We start from the raw sequence: 16,922 nt of genomic DNA, 5'->3' as shown, positions 1-16,922 counted from the left end.
TCACCAGGACAGCGCCCGTAAAAGGCCGGACGGTGAAGAGCCGCACGTCCAGCATCGGATTTCCGCGCTTCAGCTGCCGCCGCACGAAGGTGACGCCGGCTGCAAAACCAACGACGACGGCGGCAGCCGCTACCGCAGTGAACCCATCTTTGGCGAATGACTTGATGGCAAAGACGATGGGCAGCATGGTGCCGATGGACAGCGCGATACTGACGTAGTCCACCCGTCCGGGGTTGGGGTCAGCAGACTCGGGCACCAGCAGCGGGGTGACTGCGAGCAGGACCATCAGAACGGGGACAGCAAGCAGGAAGACCGATCCCCACCAGAAGTGCTCGAGTAGGACACCACCGACAAGCGGTCCCAGCGCTGCACCGGCAGAGAAGCCCGCGGCCCACACCGCAACGGCAAGGCGCCGCTGGTTGCGGTCGAGGAAGATGTTGCGGATCAGGGAAAGCGTCGAGGGCATCAGCATTGCGCCGAAGACACCCAGCCCCACGCGGGCCGCCACGAGCAGTTCGGCTGTCGGCGCAAAGGCCGCAGCTACCGAGAACACCGCAAAGCCGGTCGCGCCGATCATGAGGAGGCGGCGACGTCCGAATCGATCACCGAAGCTGCCCATCGCGACCAGCAGGCCGGCCAGAACCAACGGGTAGCTGTCGATGATCCATAGCAGGGTTGTACCGCTCGTATTGAAGGCCAGCGAGATCTCCGGCATGGCGAAGCTCAATACGGTATTGTCCACGGCCACCAGCAGGACCGGCAGCATGAGCGCGGCAAGGGCAAGCCACTCCCGGCGTCCGGCATGAGGGGATTCGACCGTTGGGGAAGCAACCGTCGAGGCAGGGGTGTACTGGGTCATGGGTTCCACGCTATACCGTCCAGCCGGTACAGTAAAGCTCCCAGGGTTCAGTATGATGAACGTCATGGCAACTGCCCGCGAGCGCATTCTCGACAGCTTCGAACACATCCTCATCAGCGAAGGTGAGCGCAGCGCCACGATGGAATCGGTGGCTGCTGCCGCCGACGTTTCCAAGGGCGGCCTGCTCTATCACTTCCGGTCCAAGGAAGCCTTGGTCGATGGACTGGCCGACCGGCTTGTCGGACTTGTCGCACGAGACCGGGAGGCGATGGCCGCCGATCCGGAGGGGCCCGCGCGCTATTACGTCCGCACCTCGATGTATGAAAACAGCCCCTTGGACCGGGCCCTGATTGCGATGGCCCGCCTGGCCCAGCAGGGACACGCCAAGGCGCAGGCCACCTTCACGCTCATTCAGGAGCAGTGGCTAGGGGCGCTTGAGGCGGAGCTCGGCAGTCGCGGTGTCGCGCGCGCAGTGAAGCTGCTCGGCGACGGTCTGTATTACGACGCCGCCTTTTTCGCGGGTGCGAGCTCCGAGAAACAAAGCGGCGAGGAGCTGCAGGATGTTCTCGCGATCGTGGACTTGATCGTCCGCGAGGGTGCACAGGCGCAGCGGAAGGGCTGATTTCCGGAATTACAGGGTCCCGATTGCTTGGCCCCGGGTCTACGATGCTGCCATGACTCAGCGGGAGTGGTCCGGGCATGTATTCATTGGAATGAGCGTCGACGGCATGATCGCCAGGGCTGACGACAGCCTCGACTGGCTGATGGGCGGTTCCGCCGGCGGGGCTGACGACCCCAGCGACTCGGGCTTCAACGAGTTCATGGCTTCGGTCGACCACCTGGTCATGGGAAGAAGCACGTATGACGTGGTCCGGGGGATGGGCGAATGGTTCTACGGTGAAACCCCTGTGTTCGTGCTGAGTACAACCCTGCAGGCAGAGGACCCGCGTATCCGTGTCGCGCGTTCCCTCGAGGAAGTCACCGCAATGCTTGACGACGACGGCGCCCGTAACGTCTATGTCGACGGCGGCAGGACTGTGCGCTCTTTCCTGGCTGCCGGCATGATCAGCACCCTCACGCTCACGCGGCTCCCGATACTCATCGGTGAAGGCAAGCCGCTCTTCGGTGCGGTGCCCTCCGATGTGCGCCTGCGGCTTGACGACGTGAAGACCTTCGACGGCGGCGCGGTGCAGACCCGCTACACGGTGCTCTGAACCGCCGTCGACATACTTCTTGACGAGGTCACAGCCCGGGGGTAATCTACAACCAAATGGTTGTAGATCAGCTTTCAGATTCCGAAGTGGACCTCTTGTTCCACGCTCTCGCGGACAGCACCCGCCGCAGCATTGTGGTCCGTGCCATCGGCGAGGAGCATTCCGTTTCGGCCCTGGCTGCCCACTACGCCATGAGCTTCGCGGCAGTACAGAAACACGTAGCGGTGCTCGAGCGCGCAGCGTTGGTCACCAAGGAGAAACGTGGAAGGGAGCAAATCGTGCGGGCTAACCCGGAAGCTATCAGGAGAGCCCGTCAACTGCTGGACGAGTACGAAAAGATCTGGCGTCAGCGGGTCGACCGGATAGCAGACATCCTCGCAGAGGACTAGAAGCCAACTCAGGAAAGGGCAACATCATGGGCATCATCAGCACCGACAGGGACCTTGAGGCTCTCAGCTTCACGCTCGTCGCGGAGTTCGACGCCGCCGTCGGACGCGTCTGGCAGATCTGGGAAGATCCCCGCCAGCTCGAGCGCTGGTGGGGTCCGCCCACCTGGCCGGCCACGTTCGAGAAGCATGACTTCCGCCAGGGAGGTTCGGCGAGCTACTACATGACCGGTCCCGAAGGTGAGGTCAGCAGGGGCTGGTGGAAGTTCACCGCCGTGGAAGCGCCCAGCCGCCTTGAATTTGACGACGGCTTCGCGGACGAGTCGGGAGCGCCGGTGGACGCGATGGGCGAGACCCATGCCGTTGTCACCCTGCAGGAGGTGGAGGCCGGCCGCACCCGGATGACCGTCACATCGAGCTTCGAGAGCGCCGACCAGCTCCAGCAGATGCTTGAGATGGGCATGGAAGAGGGCATGAAGCAGGCGATGGGCCAGATCGACGGCATCCTCGCCGAGCGGGCCAGCGTCTAGCGAACCCTGTCTCCCAAGCAACAACGCAGTCCCGCAGGCAACGACGCCGCCTCACACACGGGCAGTAAGGAGGCCCCCGGCATGTCGGTCAGGACACACCGGGGGCCCCTCTGCGTGCGCGGTCAGACCTGCACGTCACCGAGCCGGGGAATGCTCAGCCCTTCACGGCCAGCACGTTGCACGCCGCGCCGAGCAGGATCGACTGTGCGGTCGATCCCATGATGAGCTTGCCGACAGGAGTGCGGTGACGCAGCCCGATGACGATCAGTTCAGCCGCATTGCGTTCTGCCGCCTCGAGCACGTCCTCGGCCGCGGTGTCCTTGGAGGTGCCGTGATGGACGGTGAAGTCCACACCGGATTCCTGGAGCGTGACCTGCAGGCGTGACATGTCGTCGTCGTCGGCGAAGGCCGGATCCACGAGGCGGTCGGCACGGGTGGTATTGACCACCACCAGCTTCGCTCCACGCTGACGGGCTTCGCGCACCGCAGCGTTCGCTGCGGCGTCGCCCAACGCGTTCGGGACGTAACCCAGCACTACGGCACTCATTTTCCGCCTTCTTTCTGTTCAACGACTGCTACCGGTGTGGGGTCGACCACCTCGGACTCCATGGCTTTCTGGCGCTTCTTGAGCCAGAAGGAAAGGGCGAAGATGACGATCAGGACAATGTAGATCGTCGCAGCTATCGGCGTGCTCACCAGGGCAATCGGATCACCCTGCGAGATGGCCAGCGAGCGTCGCAGCTGGTCCTCGAAGATCGGGCCGAGAATGATGCCGACCACCAGTGGGGCAATCGGGTAGCCGTAGCGGCGCATGAAGAACCCCAGAACGCCGACCACGAGCAGCACGAACACATCCACCGGAGTGAAGTTCACCGAGAAGGCGCCCATCGCGGCGAACACGAGGATTCCGGAGTAGAGGTAGGGCCGGGGAATCTGCAGGATCTTCACCCAGATGCCGACGAGCGGCAGGTTCAGGACCAACAGCATCAGGTTGCCTACGTACAGACTCGCGATCAGCGCCCACACCAGTGCGCCCTCAACCTCGAACAGGAGGGGTCCGGGCTGGATGTTGTAACGCTGGAAAGCGACGAGCATCATGGCGGCGGTTGCCGTCGTCGGAATGCCGAGGGTCAGCAGCGGGACGAGGACGCCGGCTGCGGCTGCGTTGTTGGCCGACTCAGGACCGGCGACACCCTCGATCGCTCCCTTGCCGAACTGCTTCCGCCGCTCACCCTTCGCGAGTTTCCGCTCGGAGGCGTAGGAAAGGAATGTCGCGACGTCGGCGCCGCCGGCGGGGATGGTTCCCACCGGGAAACCGATGAAGGTGCCGCGAAGCCACGGCTTCCACGAACGCTTCCAGTCCTCCTTGCGCATCCAGCTCGTCCAGCGTCCGGCCACCGGGATGACCTTCACAGGACCGTGCCGGAGCCGGGAGGCCACGTACAGCGCCTCGCCCACGGCGAAGAGCGCCACTGCAACGAGCACCACGTCGATACCGTCCGCAAGGAACGGGTTCCCGAAGGTGTACCGCTGCTGCGCGGTGAGTGCATCGACGCCGATCAGTGCGATGAAGAGACCAAGCCCAAGCGACGCGAGGCCACGCAGTACCGAGGAACCCAGGAGTGCGCCGACAGTCAGGAACGCGACAATCATCAGCGCCACGTATTCGGTGGGGCCGATCTGGACGGCGAATTCCGCGACGTAGGGTGCAACGAAGCTCAGCAGCACAGTGGCTACCGTGCCGGCGATAAAGGAGCCGATTGCCGCCGTCGCCAGCGCCGCCGCACCCCGGCCCGCCTTCGCCATCTTGTTGCCCTCGAGGGCAGTGACAATGGACGCCGATTCACCGGGAGTGTTCAGGAGGATGGAGGTTGTTGAACCGCCGTACATGCCGCCGTAGTAGATGCCCGCGAAGACGATGATCGCCGCCGTCGGGTCCAGGCTGTAGGTGATCGGCATGAGCAACGCCACGGTCATGGCGGGGCCGATGCCCGGCAGGACGCCGACGGCGGTGCCGACGAGCACGCCGCCCAACGCGTACAGCAGGTAGATTGGCTGCATCGCGACGCTGAAGCCTTCCATCAGCGCGAGGAAGTTATCCATTGAAGATCTCCACCCCTTCCAGGAGGAATCCCGGCGGCAGCGAGACTCCCAGGAGTCCCGCGAACACGAACTGAAGGATCAGCGCAAGAACGATCGCGATGATTGCGTTGCGCCACCACGGCTTCGCACCGAGCGACCAGGCAGATCCGAAGAACAGCACCGCTGCCGCGACTGGCCAGCCGAGGGGGACGATGAGCGCGATGTGAACAGCAAGGAAGCCGACGAGCTTGCCGACGGTCAGCCAGTCGGTCTTGACGTCGGGATCAATGTCCTCGCCTTCCTCGGCTGCGCCGGTGTGACCGCGGAGCAGCTGGATGATCAGGCCGATCCCGATCGCCACCATGATCCCCGAGACGAGGTAGGGGAAGACCCGGGGGCCGACGACGCCGGCCGATGGTGGGATCGGAATGCCGGCGCCGGCAACGAAACCGACAATGCCGATGCAGACGATGAGTCCGGCGAAGACCAGTTCGCCGACGGGCCGGGAGGGCGCGGCGTTGGTACCGCGCCCTCCCGACGTCCCGTTGAGTGAAGTGCTCATCGCTGTTACAGCAGACCGATCTCGGTGAGCGTGGTCTTGACGGCTGCGATGTCTTCGGTCAGGAAGGCCTCGAATTCCTCACCGGCGAGGAAGGCGTCGGACCAGGCGTTCGTTTCCAGCGTGGTCTTCCAGGCTTCCGTTTCCGCCATCTCGGTCACGAGTTCGGTGAGCTCGGCGGCCTTGGCCTCATCGATGTTGCCCGGTGCCACGACGCCGCGCCAGTTGGTCAGCACGAGGTCGACGCCCTCATCCGTCAGGGTCGGAACGTCGGGCAGCTGGGTAGCGGGCTCCTCGCCCGAAACGGCCAGCGCGCGCAGTTCGCCCGCCTTGACCTGCTCGGCGTACTCGCCGACACCGGAGATGCCTGCGGACACCTTGTTGCCGAGCAGCGCCGCGAGGGATTCACCGCCGCCGGAGTACGGGATGTAGTTGAGGTTGTCGGGGCTGATGCCGGCTTCCTTCAGCATCTGACCCGCGAGGATGTGATCCGCGCCGCCAGCTGAACCGCCGGTGATGGAAACTCCCTGGCCGTCCTTCTCGATCGCGGAAAGGAGGTCATCGATGGTCTGGAAAGGTGAGTCCGCCGGTACGACGACGACCAGAGGCTCCTCCGTCAGCCGTGCAATGGGTGTGGTGTCCTCAATGCGGGTCTGGGCAGCGTTGGTCTCGACCGCGCCAACCATGACGTAGCCCATGACCATCAGCGTGTCCGGGTTCTGCTCGGTGGCAAGCTGGGCGAGCCCATTGGTGCCACCGGCGCCGCCCACGTTGACGACCGATGCGTTGCCCACGAGGTCGTTCTCCTGGAGATCCTTCTGCATCGCGCGGCCGGTCTGGTCCCAGCCGCCGCCCGGGTCAGCAGGAACGATGATGTTGAGGCGGTCGATGCCTGCCTCTGCCTCTCCTCCGCCGGACGTGCTGCCGCAGGCGGACAGGGCAAGAACCGATGCGACGCCGATGACGCCTACAGTCGACAAGCGCCTCATTGTGCTTTCGAGCTTCATGGATTTTTCCTTCCTCAAGTGTGATGCGCCTCACCACACGTTTCCGGTTCATCGTAGGTTCGGGCAGGTGTGACGGAAATAATGCGGTCACAACGTGCGTAGTGGTCTTTGTGGTCACAGGGGAGGCGGGGGTCACTACACCCGATCGTGGGAGAATGAAAGCATGATCCGGTCAATGTCGCTTAGATCACAACTGTTCTTCCTGCAGTTGCTGATTGTGCTGATCATCGTCCTGGTCGCGGGAACGGTGGCCGTGCGGATGCAGGAGCAGCAGATCCGCGACGCCTACCAGGGCCGCATGGTCGGCGTGGCCCAGTCCATCGCACAACTGCCATCCGTCGTCGACGCGTTCGACGACGAGGACCCCAGCGCGGTCATCCAGCCGATTGCTGAGCTCACCACACAGGCCACGGGAGTCACCTACGTCGTGGTGACGGACGACGTCGGCATACGCTACTCCCACCCGAATCCGGACATGATCGGCCGCATGGTATCCACTGATCCCTCCGTACCCCTTTCGGGCGAAACGTTCATCGGCACCCAGACCGGAACGCTTGGGGAGTCCTGGCGCGTGAAGGTGCCCATCCGCGGTGCGGATGGCTCCGTCATCGGCACCGCCTCCGTCGGCACGCTGGAATCGACGCTCGCCGCCGACCTGCAGGAGGACCTGCCCGTGCTGCTCGCCTGGCTGGTGGCGGCCGCGCTCGTCGGAACCGCCGGTTCAATCTGGATTTCCCGGCTCATCTGGCGCCGTATCTACCGCCTGGAACCTGAGGAAATCGCTGTGCTCCTCGAAACCCGTGATGCAATGCTTCACGGAATCGGCGAAGGGGTAGTGGCGGTCGACGAACGTGGACGGTTGGCCGTGCTCAATGACGAGGCAAAGCGATTGCTCGACCTTGGGGATGAAGCGATCGGCAGCCCTGCCGAATCCGTACTCGAACCGGCTCTGGCGCAGATGTTCGGAGCCGCCGGTGATGCCGATGAAACCGTCCTTGTGGGAGAACGGGTGCTGCTCGCCCGCTCAAGTGACGCCGTCGTCGATGGGAGGCGGGTCGGCAGCGTCCTGGTGTTGCGCGACCGCACGGAACTGCACCAGCTCCTGCTGGATCTCGACGGCGCACGGGATGTCACGCAGGCGCTTCGCAGCCAGGCGCACGAGTTCGCCAACAAGATGCATGTTATTTCAGGTCTTCTGGAGCTTGGCCGTACGGAGAAGGCGGTCGACTTCATTTCCCGATCCGGCCACGGCGGCTCGGTGGTATCCGGCGATGTGTCACCGGGCGTCAGCGACCCGGATACCGCTAGCCTTCTGATGGCCAAGACCACAATCTGCGCGGAGAAGGGCATTTCACTGATCGTCGATGAATCGTCAACTTTTGAACCAGACGGCACCACTGATCCGGTGACGGTACTCGGCAATCTCATCGACAACGCGGTTGACGCAGTGGGCTCCAACGGAACCATTCACGTCGAACTGACCTCACACGCCAAGGGCTGCATCATCGCAGTGTCCGATGACGGCCCCGGCATCCCCGAAAGTCTTCGGGCGCAGGTCTTCACCTCCGGGTTTTCTACCAAGGAGTCCGCGGGGGCCGCGTCACGCGGGTTCGGCCTCGCACTGGTGCAGAGAGTGGCGGAGCGCCGTGCAGGATCGGTGACGGTCGACGAGTCGGTGCTGGGCGGAGCCCACGTCCTTGTGACCCTTGGCCCAGTGCCTGCTCCGTTCGACGGGGCACAGCGGCAGGGGTCCCACGGGGTGCTGACCCCGTGAACCTCATTCGTACGCTGGTCGTCGACGACGATCACGAGATCGCCGGTGTGCACTCAGGGTTCCTCCTCGCGCACGGCGGGTTCGACGTCGTCGGCGTAGCGAAGTCAGGGGGCGAGGCGCTCGAGATGGTCCGGGAGCTGAGGCCGGAACTGATGCTGCTCGACATCCACCTGCCCGATATGTCCGGCATCGAGGTACTCCGTGCCGCTCGCAACCTGCCCGGGGATCCGGTGGACATCATCGCGATCACCGCCGCCAGGGAACTGGAAACGGTCCGTGCCGCAATGGCGGGCGGAGTGCTGCATTACCTCGTGAAGCCCTTCAATTCGAAGGTCCTGATGCAGCGCCTGGACGACTACGTCCGCCACCGCGCGAACATTGTGGAACACAGCTCGATCTCAGCCGGCCCTCTCAATCAGGAGCACATCGACCGCCTGCTTGCGACGGCGCCGCGCGGAGCCGGCTCCGGCGTTTCGCCGGCCGTCCTGACCGCCACGCTGCCCAAGGGCCTCTCCCAGCCCACCCTCGAGGCCGTGGTTGGTGCGCTCCGCTCGTCCGGCGTCGGCTTCTCCGCGTCCGAGGTGGCGGCACAACTGGGCCTCGCCAGGGTGAGCGCCCGCAGGTATCTCGAATATCTCGTGACAAAGGGCAACGCCCGGATTGTCCCGAAGTACGGGGCGGCGGGCAGGCCGGAGAAGTTCTATGTCTGGACGGGCAACTGACGGGGTGCCGTGAGGCACAGGTACAGCTGGGGCGCCCCGTTACGGTAGCCGTTCCCGACAGTGGTACTACTGTGTGCACATGCACGCCCAGCTGATCTTTCCGCACCAGCTTTTCGAGGAGCACCTCGCCGCCCCGGCCTCGCGGTGCTTCATCCTGGTGGAGGACGACCTCTTCTTCCGCCAGTACCGGTTCCATGTGCAGAAGCTGGTCCTGCACCGGGCGAGCATGCGCGCATTCGCGCGGCGTCTCCGGGAATCCGGGCGAGCAGTCGAGTATGTGGAGACGGATGCTTCCGGGTCCAGCCAGGCGGCGCTCGCAGAGGTGCTGGAGCGGATCGGTGCGACGTCCTGCAGCTATTACGACGTCGTCGACGACTGGCTGTCGCAACGTCTCACCCGGACTCTCCGACGATTATCGATCGAGGCAACTGTCGAGGACACGCCGGCGTTCCTGTGCACCAGGGCGGACCTGAGTCAGTACTTCACCCACAGCGGCTGGCGGATGCAGAACTTCTACGAATGGCAAAGGAAGCGGCTGGGCATCCTCCTTGACGCCGACGGTGGACCGACCGGCGGCCGGTGGAGCTTTGACACGGACAATCGGAAGAAACTGCCGAAGAAGCTGATGGTCCCTGCCCTCCCCACCTTCAACCACGCGAACGACGACGACGTCACCTCCGCCCGGAGCTGGGTGCGCACGGCCTTCCCCGACAATCCCGGCAGTGCCGACGGGTTCAACTGGCCGGTCACGCACCGTGACGCCGCCGACGCCCTGGAGACGTTCCTGACCGAGCGCTTCGAGCTGTTCGGACCCTACGAGGACGCCATAGCGGAGAATCAGTCCTTCCTCTTCCACTCCGCGCTCAGCTCCAGTCTGAACACCGGGCTGCTGAAGCCGGCCGACGTCGTCGACATTGTTCTTGATTTCGCGGAGCGGCACGGCACGCCGATCGCCAGCGTTGAGGGGTTCATCCGCCAGATCATCGGATGGCGTGAATACATGCGGGCTTCGTACGTCGTGCATGGCAGGCGCGTAAGAGGCAGCAACTATCTTGGGGTGTCCCGGCGGATGGAGTGCTCCTGGTATGACGGCAGTACGGGGATTGAACCGGTGGACACCGTCATCCGCCGCGTCCTCGCCACCGGTTACGCCCACCATATCGAGCGGCTGATGGTGCTTGGGAATGCCGCACTACTGCTCCGCCTGCATCCCGATGACGTGTACGAGTGGTTCATGACCATGTTCATCGACGCCTACGACTGGGTCATGGTGCCCAATGTATACGCGATGAGCCAGTTCGCTGCAGGCAACGCCATCATCACCAAGCCCTACGTCAGCGGCAGCAATTACCTGCGGAAGATGAGTGATCTGCGGCCGGGAGGGTGGGAAGCGGTGTGGAACGCGCTGTATTGGCAGTTCGTCGCCGATTACCGTGAGCTGCTGATCAGGAACCCGCGGTCCAGCATGAGCGTGCGGTTGCTGGATCGCATGGATGATGCCCGCCGCGAGGAGCTTACCCTTGAGGCGCAGAAGTGGCTGGCCTGACGGAGACGGTCCCGGCGAACGGGTTCACAGCGGGGGGTGGAACGATTAGGCTCAGGGTTGTCAGGTCAGGCGGGTAGAGGGCGCCGGACAGAGTCGAATAAGTACAGGAATTCGCCATGTCTGAGAACACCTCTGTTGAAAACAACCGCAGTATCCGCGACTGGGCCGACCTCGCTGAGGAGATGTGGTCCTATCTCACCGGTAAAGGCGCAGCCGTCAACTACAGCTTCATCGATATGACCATCGAGGTCCCCCGGGACATCGGACCGGATGCGCCGCGCGCAACCTGGAAGTTGAACGGCACCGTGCGGGTCACCACAAGTGACAACGACGCGCCGGGTTCCGACACCCACCGGCGCTGATCGTGGCACCGCGTGTCCGTCTGGACATCGACCTGACCTTTTCCCGTTACCAGAACGACGACGACGGCACGCCGCAGGCGCTCAACGGCACCGTGAGTGCCGCCGGCTCAGAGGTCACCATCTACTGTGACGATCCAGCTGCAGCAGGAGGCGGCCGGGGTTTCCCCTCACTGGCCGGCGTGCGGCAACTGGCAGCGGGCCTTGCAGACCAGGGTTTGACGGTGACGATCGCCGGGCCCAGCGGAAGGCTGGTCAGTATCGGGAAGGTGGAAACCTCCATGGCTCAGCGCCTCATGACGCGATCGCCGCATATCCGCGCGGGATCCATCGCGGCGCTGGCGCCCCTCATCAGGGGAGCGAACTGGCAGCAGGGATCGAGCGCGCCGCTGCTGCCGCCGTCGACCCCGTTTCCCCTGGTGCCCACCGTGAACCGCCGCATCCGACGGCAGGTGACCACCACCCACCACACGCCGGGCAGCGGACGGCCACGGCTCATCTTTGTTCAGGATTCCGACACCTGGAACGGCCAGATTCCGCGGGAGGTGAACCTGGTCGGGGAGAAGCTGGTCATCGGCGGTTCACCGGAGGCGGATCTGGTGCTCGACGGGCTGGAACCCGTTCATGCGACAGTGGAACACAACGCCGACGACGAGTACGTCCTGATCCCGCACGGACCGGTGCGCGGCAGCGTCCAGCCCGACGGGCCATCGATCCTGAGGACCGGCGCGCGCGTGCAGCTTGGCGGCTGGTGCCTCGCCTTCTTCCGCGAGGAGTATGCCGACCACGGCAGGCCTTTCGGGGGACGCAGCGGGGGCGAGTTGGCCTATCAGCGACCGCAGTACGACCCCCGGACGGGCACGGTGGAGGAAGACGGCTCCATGGGTGTCGGTGACTACCGGCAGAATCCGCACTAACCATGGACAGCGTGGAGCTCCTCCTCGATGATCCCGGGGAGGAGCACCTCCGCTCCGACTGGGACGCGCTCAAGCGCGCCGGCCTGCCCTCACAGGCCAGCCACACCGCCGCGTCAAACCGCCCTCACATCACCCTGCTGGCCGCTCCACGCATCCCGGGCGAGCACGACACCGCGCTGGCCTCAATCGCCCAGGCGTTGCCGCTGCCCATCCACATCGCGGGGCTCGTGCTTTTTCGAACCGGGCGCGGGCAGGTGCTGGCGCGCCTCGGCGTCGTGAGCGGCGCACTTCTGGAACTGCATAGGGCAGTGCATGACACCCTCATGGACATTCCGGGTGTTGCCGGAAACTGTGTGCCGGACCGGTGGGTACCGCACATCACGCTTGCTCGGGGAATGGACGCGGGCCAGGTCGCCCAGGCAACTGACCTTTTACCTGCCCTCAACGGACAGCTCCTGCTCACCACACTGCGGCGCTGGGACAGCCACGAAAAGACGACGACGGAGCTGGCCTTACGCCAGTAGCGCGGTCACGATGATGAGCGAGGGGACCGCCAGCGCGGAGGTCAGCACCACTACGTCGCGCGCGATCGGGACTCCGCGGTTGTAGCGGCTGGCGAAGAGGAACGTGTTCTGTGCGGTGGGCAGGGCGGACATGACGACTGCCCCGAAGAGCAGCTCGTCCTCCAGGCCGAAGGCGAAGCGGGCCAGCACGTAGGTGATGACCGGCATGAACGCGGTTTTGATGAGCGTAGCCACGATGACTTCGGTCCGTACTCCCCGCGCCCCGAGGGGGCGGCTTCCACGCAGGGACATACCGAACGCGAGCAGGACCAACGGCACTGCCGCTCCGCCGAGGAGGACGAGCGGTTCATAGACCGGCTCCGGAATGTCCAAACCGGTAAGCGCAACCAGCACCCCGAGGATGGACGCGATGATCATCGGGTTTCGCACCGGTTGGCTGGCGATTCGGGCGAAGGACGCCTTGCCGCCCGAGGAGATGTCCAGAAACGCGAGGTAGAAGGGAACGAGGATGAGCAGCTGCACCAGGAGGACAGGCGCTACGGGCGTGGCATCTCCGAGGGCGTAGACGGCTATGGGGATGCCGATGTTATTTGCATTGACGAATGACCCGGTCATCGCGCCGACCGCCGTTTCTGCTGCCCTCCGCCGGAACCAAAGCCGGCTCAGCAGGACGTAGAGCAGGGCAGAGGCCACCGAAGCCAGCAGGGCGACCGGCGCGTAAGCCGAGAACACGGCCTGCAGGTCAGCCGTCGCGAGGATGGTGAAGAGCAGTGCCGGGTTGGTGATGAAGAACGCCGTCCGGCTGAGTACCTGCCCGGCGTCGCGTCCTGCAAGTTCGTACCTCCCGGCAAGATAGCCGACAAAAATGACCACGCCCACGATGGCAAAGCCGATCAACACCCCCGCCATCGCCGGCCCCTATCCCTGAGTAAGACTGTTTAGCGGAGGTGATCCACGAGGGCATCCGCGATGCCTGTGTAGGTTCCCGGGGTCAGTGCCAGTAGGCGTTCCTGTGCTTCAGCGGAGAGACCGAGCCCAAGCACGAACTCACGCATCCGCTCCGCATCCACGCGCTGCCCGCGCGTGAGGTCCTTCAACCGCTCGTAGGGGTCTTCCATGCCGGGGGTCCCGGCGATTGCCTCTGCCCGCATCACCATCTGGATTGCTTCACCCAGTACCTCCCAGTTGGTGTCGAGGTCCGCGGCCAGGACCGATTCCGCGACATCCAATCGCTCAAGGCCCTTCACCACATTGGAGATGGCCAGCAGTGAATGGCCGAAGGCCACACCGATGTTCCGTTGGGACGAGGAGTCGGTCAGGTCACGCTGCCACCGGGAGGTCACAAGGGTGGACGCCAGGACATCAAGGAGCGAGCAGGAGATTTCCAGGTTGGCTTCGGCGTTCTCGAACCGGATGGGGTTCACCTTGTGCGGCATGGTTGAGGACCCGGTGGCTCCCGCCACCGGCACCTGCGCGAAGTATCCGATCGAGATGTAACTCCACACGTCCGTGCAGAAGTTGTGGAGGATGCGGTTGAACCGCGCGACGTCGGCGTACAGCTCCGCCTGCCAGTCGTGGGACTCGATCTGGGTGGTGAGGGGGTTCCAGGTCAGGCCCAGTCCCTCCACAAACTCCCGGGCGATGCTCTGCCAGTCGGCGCCGGGTACCGAGGCAACGTGTGCGGCGAACGTACCGGTAGCACCATTGATCTTGCCCAGGTACTCGGTGCGGCGGATGCGCTCAAGCTGCCGCTCCAGACGGTGCGCCACAACCGCCAATTCCTTGCCCAGAGTTGTGGGGGTAGCCGGCTGCCCATGGGTGCGCGAGAGCATCGGGACGGACCGGGATTCCTCAGCCATCGCTTTGACCTGCTGTACGAGGGAGGCGGCGGCCGGAAGCCAGATGTCCTCCACCGCGCCTTTTACACCGAGCGCGTAGGACAGGTTGTTGATGTCCTCCGAGGTGCACCCGAAGTGGACCAGCGGCTTGAGGCGGGCGATGCCGATGCCGTCGAGTCGGCTCCCGATGAAGTACTCCACGGCCTTGACGTCATGGACTGTGACCCGCTCGATCTCCGCAAGTTCACTGACTGCGCTTCCGTCGAACGTGCTGACGATTTCCCGCAGCGCTGCTTCCTGTTCGCCGGTGAGCGGAGCTGCGCCCGGCAGCACGCTCTTGCGGGTGAGGTGAATCAGCCACTCCACCTCCACGTGCACGCGGTCCCGGTTCAGCGCCGCCTCGGAGAGATAGTCGACCAGCGGAGCAACGGCTGGACGGTACCGTCCGTCAAGCGGTCCCAGTGCGATGGGGACCTGGCTGTCTCCCTGGTGGATTGAAACGGACGCAAGGGTGACCCGGGATGAAGGAGTGTGCGGCATGTAGCCAATCATTCCATGAGCGGGGACTTCCGCCCCATGCGTGACGACCCTCCACAACGGCCGGATGCAGGCGAGATGTCCACATACCGCCTGTGCGGTGGTCGGAGGCAGTCCGGCTGAACCTACCGTTTTGGGCAGTACATCAAACTCAAGGAGGGGAAGGCATGTATCGGAGCCCGACGTCGGGGCTCGCTCATGAGCAGGAGCCTTCGGAGGTGGTTCGCGACTTGGCGAGGCAGTTACGCGTGCAGGCGGAAGCGATTGACCTGGTGCTGAGACGGCTGAGGGCAGCAGAACACCTCGATTGGGAGTCTCCGGCCGGTCGTAACTTCCGGTCCTTTCTTGGGGAGCGCACCACCTCCCTCGTTGTGACAACTGCCCGCCTGCGGGAGGCTGCGGTATCGATGGACGCCTACGGAAGCGCACTGCAGTTGGTTCTGAACGGCTCCCAGGTATGACCGCGGGGCACAACCTTGCACCGGTTCACAACCCGCCCGATGTCGACGGCGTTGCCAAGGTGATCGGAGGGGTGGGCGGCATCCGATTCCAGTGGGAGGAGCTGGAAGCCGGCGCGCGGATCGTCACTGACGCAGCCAAGGACCTGGAGGGAGTGTGGAGGGATATCAAACAGGTGGAGTTGGGGCTGTCGGTCGCACGAATGGGCAATGACCTCATGTCACCCGGTATGCCCGTTGCACTTGGCGCTTCTGCCGCGGAGGAGATTCAGACGGTCCTTCAAAAGCTCGCAGAGGGCAGCTCCAACTTGGAGGAAACAGCAGGCAGAATCAGAAGGAGCCGGCTGGCTTATGAGTTGGCTGAAATCGCCACGAGGGACCACCTAAGCCACGCAGCCGCCCAGCTTCTTCCCTCCGCACCGTACGCATCAACGCCGCTGACCCTGCAGCGGACGGGGAGCGATTCGGTCGTGTTGCAAGGATCGGTCGAGGGTTTGCTGTCGCAGGTTCCTCATGCCGCGGCTGAGCCCGGGTCTGCCTTCGAAGTCCTGGAAGTGCAAGGAAAATCTGAACCGACGTATGTCGTGGTCATTCCGGGGACGGAGATGCGGGATCCCGAACTTCCCTTCGGTCCGGGGGGAGTCGTTGAAGCGAAGTTGGCTGACAGCGAATACGTGGGTGCTGCTGTCGCGAGCGCGCTTGAGGAAGTTGGTGCCGAGGAAGGCGCCCATGTAGTGCTTGTCGGTTACAGCCAGGGAGGAATGCATGCTGTGAATCTGGCGAACAGCGGGCGAGTGGGAGACCACTACTCGGTTGAATTTGTTCTGACGGCAGGCTCACCCATTGCTGAGGAGGACGTGCCGACGGGGACCACCTTCCTTCACCTGGCTCACGAGAAGGATCACATTCCGGCTCTCAATCTGGTTCCCGTCGCGGACAGGCCCAACCAGGTGTCGGTGGTGCTCGACCACCAGCTGAAGCACGGGGAAGGCGCGCACAAAATCGACAGTTACCGGCAGGGTGCGCAGGCCGTGGACCTGAGCTCTCACCCGTCCATCGCTCCGGTCACGGCTGCTCTCGGCACTGTTGTGGCGGGAGGGGTTGCCAAGCGACACGTCTTCCAGCTGACCCGTTCACCGTTCACCGGCGCGCATCCGGCTTCACCGAAGGAGCCTGTCAGCGAACCCCGGATGAGGGAAGGCTCAGCGCCTCGTGCCGGCGATCGTCCCGGCCACAAGTGAGACCAGACTGATGATGATCGCTCCCAGTATGGCGGTCCAGAAGAAGTCATCGACGACGAAATCAATCGGGGTGAGCGAGGTAAGCCACGAGGTCAGCATGAGCATGCCCGCGTTGATGATGATCGTGAACAGGCCGAGGGTGATGATCGTCAGCGGAAGCGAGAGAAGCGAAACCACCGGCCGAACGAGCGCATTGACCAGACCGAACACCAGACCCACGAAGAGATAGGACACAACACTTGTCACGGTGCCGTTGCCGGACACCTCAGAGCTGGCTTCAGCACCCAGTTCTATGCCGGGAAGTAACCACGCTGCCACCCACAGAGCGAGCGCATTGATAAGGACTCTCACGATGAACCTGAGCATTTA

At 64.1% G+C, this 16,922-nt stretch carries 20 protein-coding genes; 12 read left to right on the top strand and 8 right to left on the bottom strand.

Annotation, left to right across the window (positions count from 1 at the left end):
- A partial coding sequence (locus RIF85_RS06160) for an MFS transporter (protein WP_309071038.1) occupies positions 1–859 on the bottom strand: 859 nt, incomplete at its 3' end.
- 64 nt (positions 860–923) lie between these two features.
- On the opposite strand from RIF85_RS06160, the gene RIF85_RS06155 reads away from it, so the two are divergent.
- Genes RIF85_RS06155 through RIF85_RS06140 form a run of 4 tightly spaced genes read left to right on the top strand, consistent with a single transcriptional unit; the run spans position 924 to position 2,989 of the window.
- Complete coding sequence (locus RIF85_RS06155) at positions 924–1,481, top strand: TetR/AcrR family transcriptional regulator (protein WP_309071037.1); 558 nt, start codon at positions 924–926, stop codon at positions 1,479–1,481.
- A 52-nt stretch (positions 1,482–1,533) separates the two neighbouring features.
- A complete protein-coding gene (locus tag RIF85_RS06150; protein WP_309071036.1) occupies positions 1,534–2,073 on the top strand; it encodes a dihydrofolate reductase family protein in 540 nt (179 codons plus the stop codon).
- A 56-nt stretch (positions 2,074–2,129) separates the two neighbouring features.
- Complete coding sequence (locus RIF85_RS06145) at positions 2,130–2,462, top strand: metalloregulator ArsR/SmtB family transcription factor (RefSeq protein ID WP_309071035.1); 333 nt, start codon at positions 2,130–2,132, stop codon at positions 2,460–2,462.
- 26 nt (positions 2,463–2,488) lie between these two features.
- Positions 2,489–2,989 (top strand): SRPBCC domain-containing protein, encoded by a 501-nt coding sequence (locus RIF85_RS06140; RefSeq protein WP_309071034.1) that lies wholly within the window; start codon positions 2,489–2,491, stop codon positions 2,987–2,989.
- Between the two features lie 154 nt (positions 2,990–3,143).
- Here RIF85_RS06140 and RIF85_RS06135 read toward each other — a convergent pair whose 3' ends face one another.
- From RIF85_RS06135 to RIF85_RS06120, 4 genes are read right to left on the bottom strand one after another with little or no spacing between them, the layout of a single operon-like run.
- A complete protein-coding gene (locus tag RIF85_RS06135) occupies positions 3,144–3,536 on the bottom strand; it encodes a universal stress protein (protein WP_309071033.1) in 393 nt (130 codons plus the stop codon).
- A complete protein-coding gene (locus RIF85_RS06130; RefSeq protein ID WP_309071032.1) occupies positions 3,533–5,092 on the bottom strand; it encodes a tripartite tricarboxylate transporter permease in 1,560 nt (519 codons plus the stop codon). Before RIF85_RS06130 ends, RIF85_RS06135 begins: the two co-directional genes overlap by 4 nt.
- Positions 5,085–5,633 carry a tripartite tricarboxylate transporter TctB family protein gene (locus RIF85_RS06125; RefSeq protein ID WP_309071031.1) on the bottom strand — a complete coding sequence of 183 codons (549 nt, stop codon included), beginning with the start codon at positions 5,631–5,633 and terminating at the stop codon, positions 5,085–5,087. The genes RIF85_RS06130 and RIF85_RS06125 overlap by 8 nt, the downstream gene beginning before the upstream one ends.
- A 5-nt stretch (positions 5,634–5,638) precedes the next feature.
- Positions 5,639–6,637: a tripartite tricarboxylate transporter substrate-binding protein gene (locus RIF85_RS06120; protein WP_309071030.1), complete on the bottom strand. Its 999-nt coding sequence runs from the start codon at positions 6,635–6,637 to the stop codon at positions 5,639–5,641.
- A 175-nt stretch (positions 6,638–6,812) separates the two neighbouring features.
- On the opposite strand from RIF85_RS06120, the gene RIF85_RS06115 reads away from it, so the two are divergent.
- From RIF85_RS06115 to RIF85_RS06090, 6 genes are all read left to right on the top strand, one after another.
- Positions 6,813–8,411, top strand: a complete 1,599-nt coding sequence (locus RIF85_RS06115; protein WP_309071029.1) for a sensor histidine kinase — start codon at positions 6,813–6,815, stop codon at positions 8,409–8,411.
- Positions 8,408–9,133 carry a response regulator gene (locus RIF85_RS06110; protein WP_309071028.1) on the top strand — a complete coding sequence of 242 codons (726 nt, stop codon included), beginning with the start codon at positions 8,408–8,410 and terminating at the stop codon, positions 9,131–9,133. The genes RIF85_RS06115 and RIF85_RS06110 overlap by 4 nt, the downstream gene beginning before the upstream one ends.
- A 79-nt stretch (positions 9,134–9,212) precedes the next feature.
- Entirely contained in the window at positions 9,213–10,679 is a 1,467-nt protein-coding gene (locus tag RIF85_RS06105) for a cryptochrome/photolyase family protein (RefSeq protein ID WP_309071027.1), read from the top strand.
- 116 nt (positions 10,680–10,795) lie between these two features.
- Positions 10,796–11,041 carry a hypothetical protein gene (locus RIF85_RS06100; protein WP_309071026.1) on the top strand — a complete coding sequence of 82 codons (246 nt, stop codon included), beginning with the start codon at positions 10,796–10,798 and terminating at the stop codon, positions 11,039–11,041.
- Between the two features lie 2 nt (positions 11,042–11,043).
- Positions 11,044–11,955, top strand: a complete 912-nt coding sequence (locus tag RIF85_RS06095; RefSeq protein ID WP_309071025.1) for an FHA domain-containing protein — start codon at positions 11,044–11,046, stop codon at positions 11,953–11,955.
- A gap of 2 nt (positions 11,956–11,957) precedes the next feature.
- Positions 11,958–12,479 carry a 2'-5' RNA ligase family protein gene (locus RIF85_RS06090; RefSeq protein ID WP_309071024.1) on the top strand — a complete coding sequence of 174 codons (522 nt, stop codon included), beginning with the start codon at positions 11,958–11,960 and terminating at the stop codon, positions 12,477–12,479.
- Here RIF85_RS06090 and RIF85_RS06085 read toward each other — a convergent pair.
- Positions 12,468–13,388: an AEC family transporter gene (locus RIF85_RS06085; protein WP_309071023.1), complete on the bottom strand. Its 921-nt coding sequence runs from the start codon at positions 13,386–13,388 to the stop codon at positions 12,468–12,470. The genes RIF85_RS06090 and RIF85_RS06085 overlap by 12 nt on opposite strands.
- A gap of 29 nt (positions 13,389–13,417) precedes the next feature.
- Positions 13,418–14,857, bottom strand: coding sequence for an adenylosuccinate lyase (purB, locus tag RIF85_RS06080; RefSeq protein WP_309071022.1), 1,440 nt, complete (start codon positions 14,855–14,857; stop codon positions 13,418–13,420).
- Positions 14,858–15,021: 164 nt separating this feature from the next.
- Between purB and RIF85_RS06075 the strand changes: the two genes are divergently transcribed.
- Positions 15,022–15,315: an SgrR family transcriptional regulator gene (locus tag RIF85_RS06075; RefSeq protein WP_309071021.1), complete on the top strand. Its 294-nt coding sequence runs from the start codon at positions 15,022–15,024 to the stop codon at positions 15,313–15,315.
- Positions 15,312–16,553: a hypothetical protein gene (locus RIF85_RS06070; protein WP_309071020.1), complete on the top strand. Its 1,242-nt coding sequence runs from the start codon at positions 15,312–15,314 to the stop codon at positions 16,551–16,553. Before RIF85_RS06075 ends, RIF85_RS06070 begins: the two co-directional genes overlap by 4 nt.
- Here the strand turns inward: RIF85_RS06070 and RIF85_RS06065 are convergent.
- Positions 16,515–16,919 carry a phage holin family protein gene (locus tag RIF85_RS06065; protein ID WP_309071019.1) on the bottom strand — a complete coding sequence of 135 codons (405 nt, stop codon included), beginning with the start codon at positions 16,917–16,919 and terminating at the stop codon, positions 16,515–16,517. The genes RIF85_RS06070 and RIF85_RS06065 overlap by 39 nt on opposite strands.
- Positions 16,920–16,922: the final 3 nt, after the last annotated feature.

The organism is Arthrobacter sp. (assembly GCF_031179385.1).
In the GTDB taxonomy this organism is placed as follows: Bacteria; Actinomycetota; Actinomycetes; order Actinomycetales; family Micrococcaceae; genus Arthrobacter_D.
The sequence above is the reverse complement of the archived record's forward strand: the minus strand, read 5'-3'. Positions and strand labels throughout refer to the sequence as shown.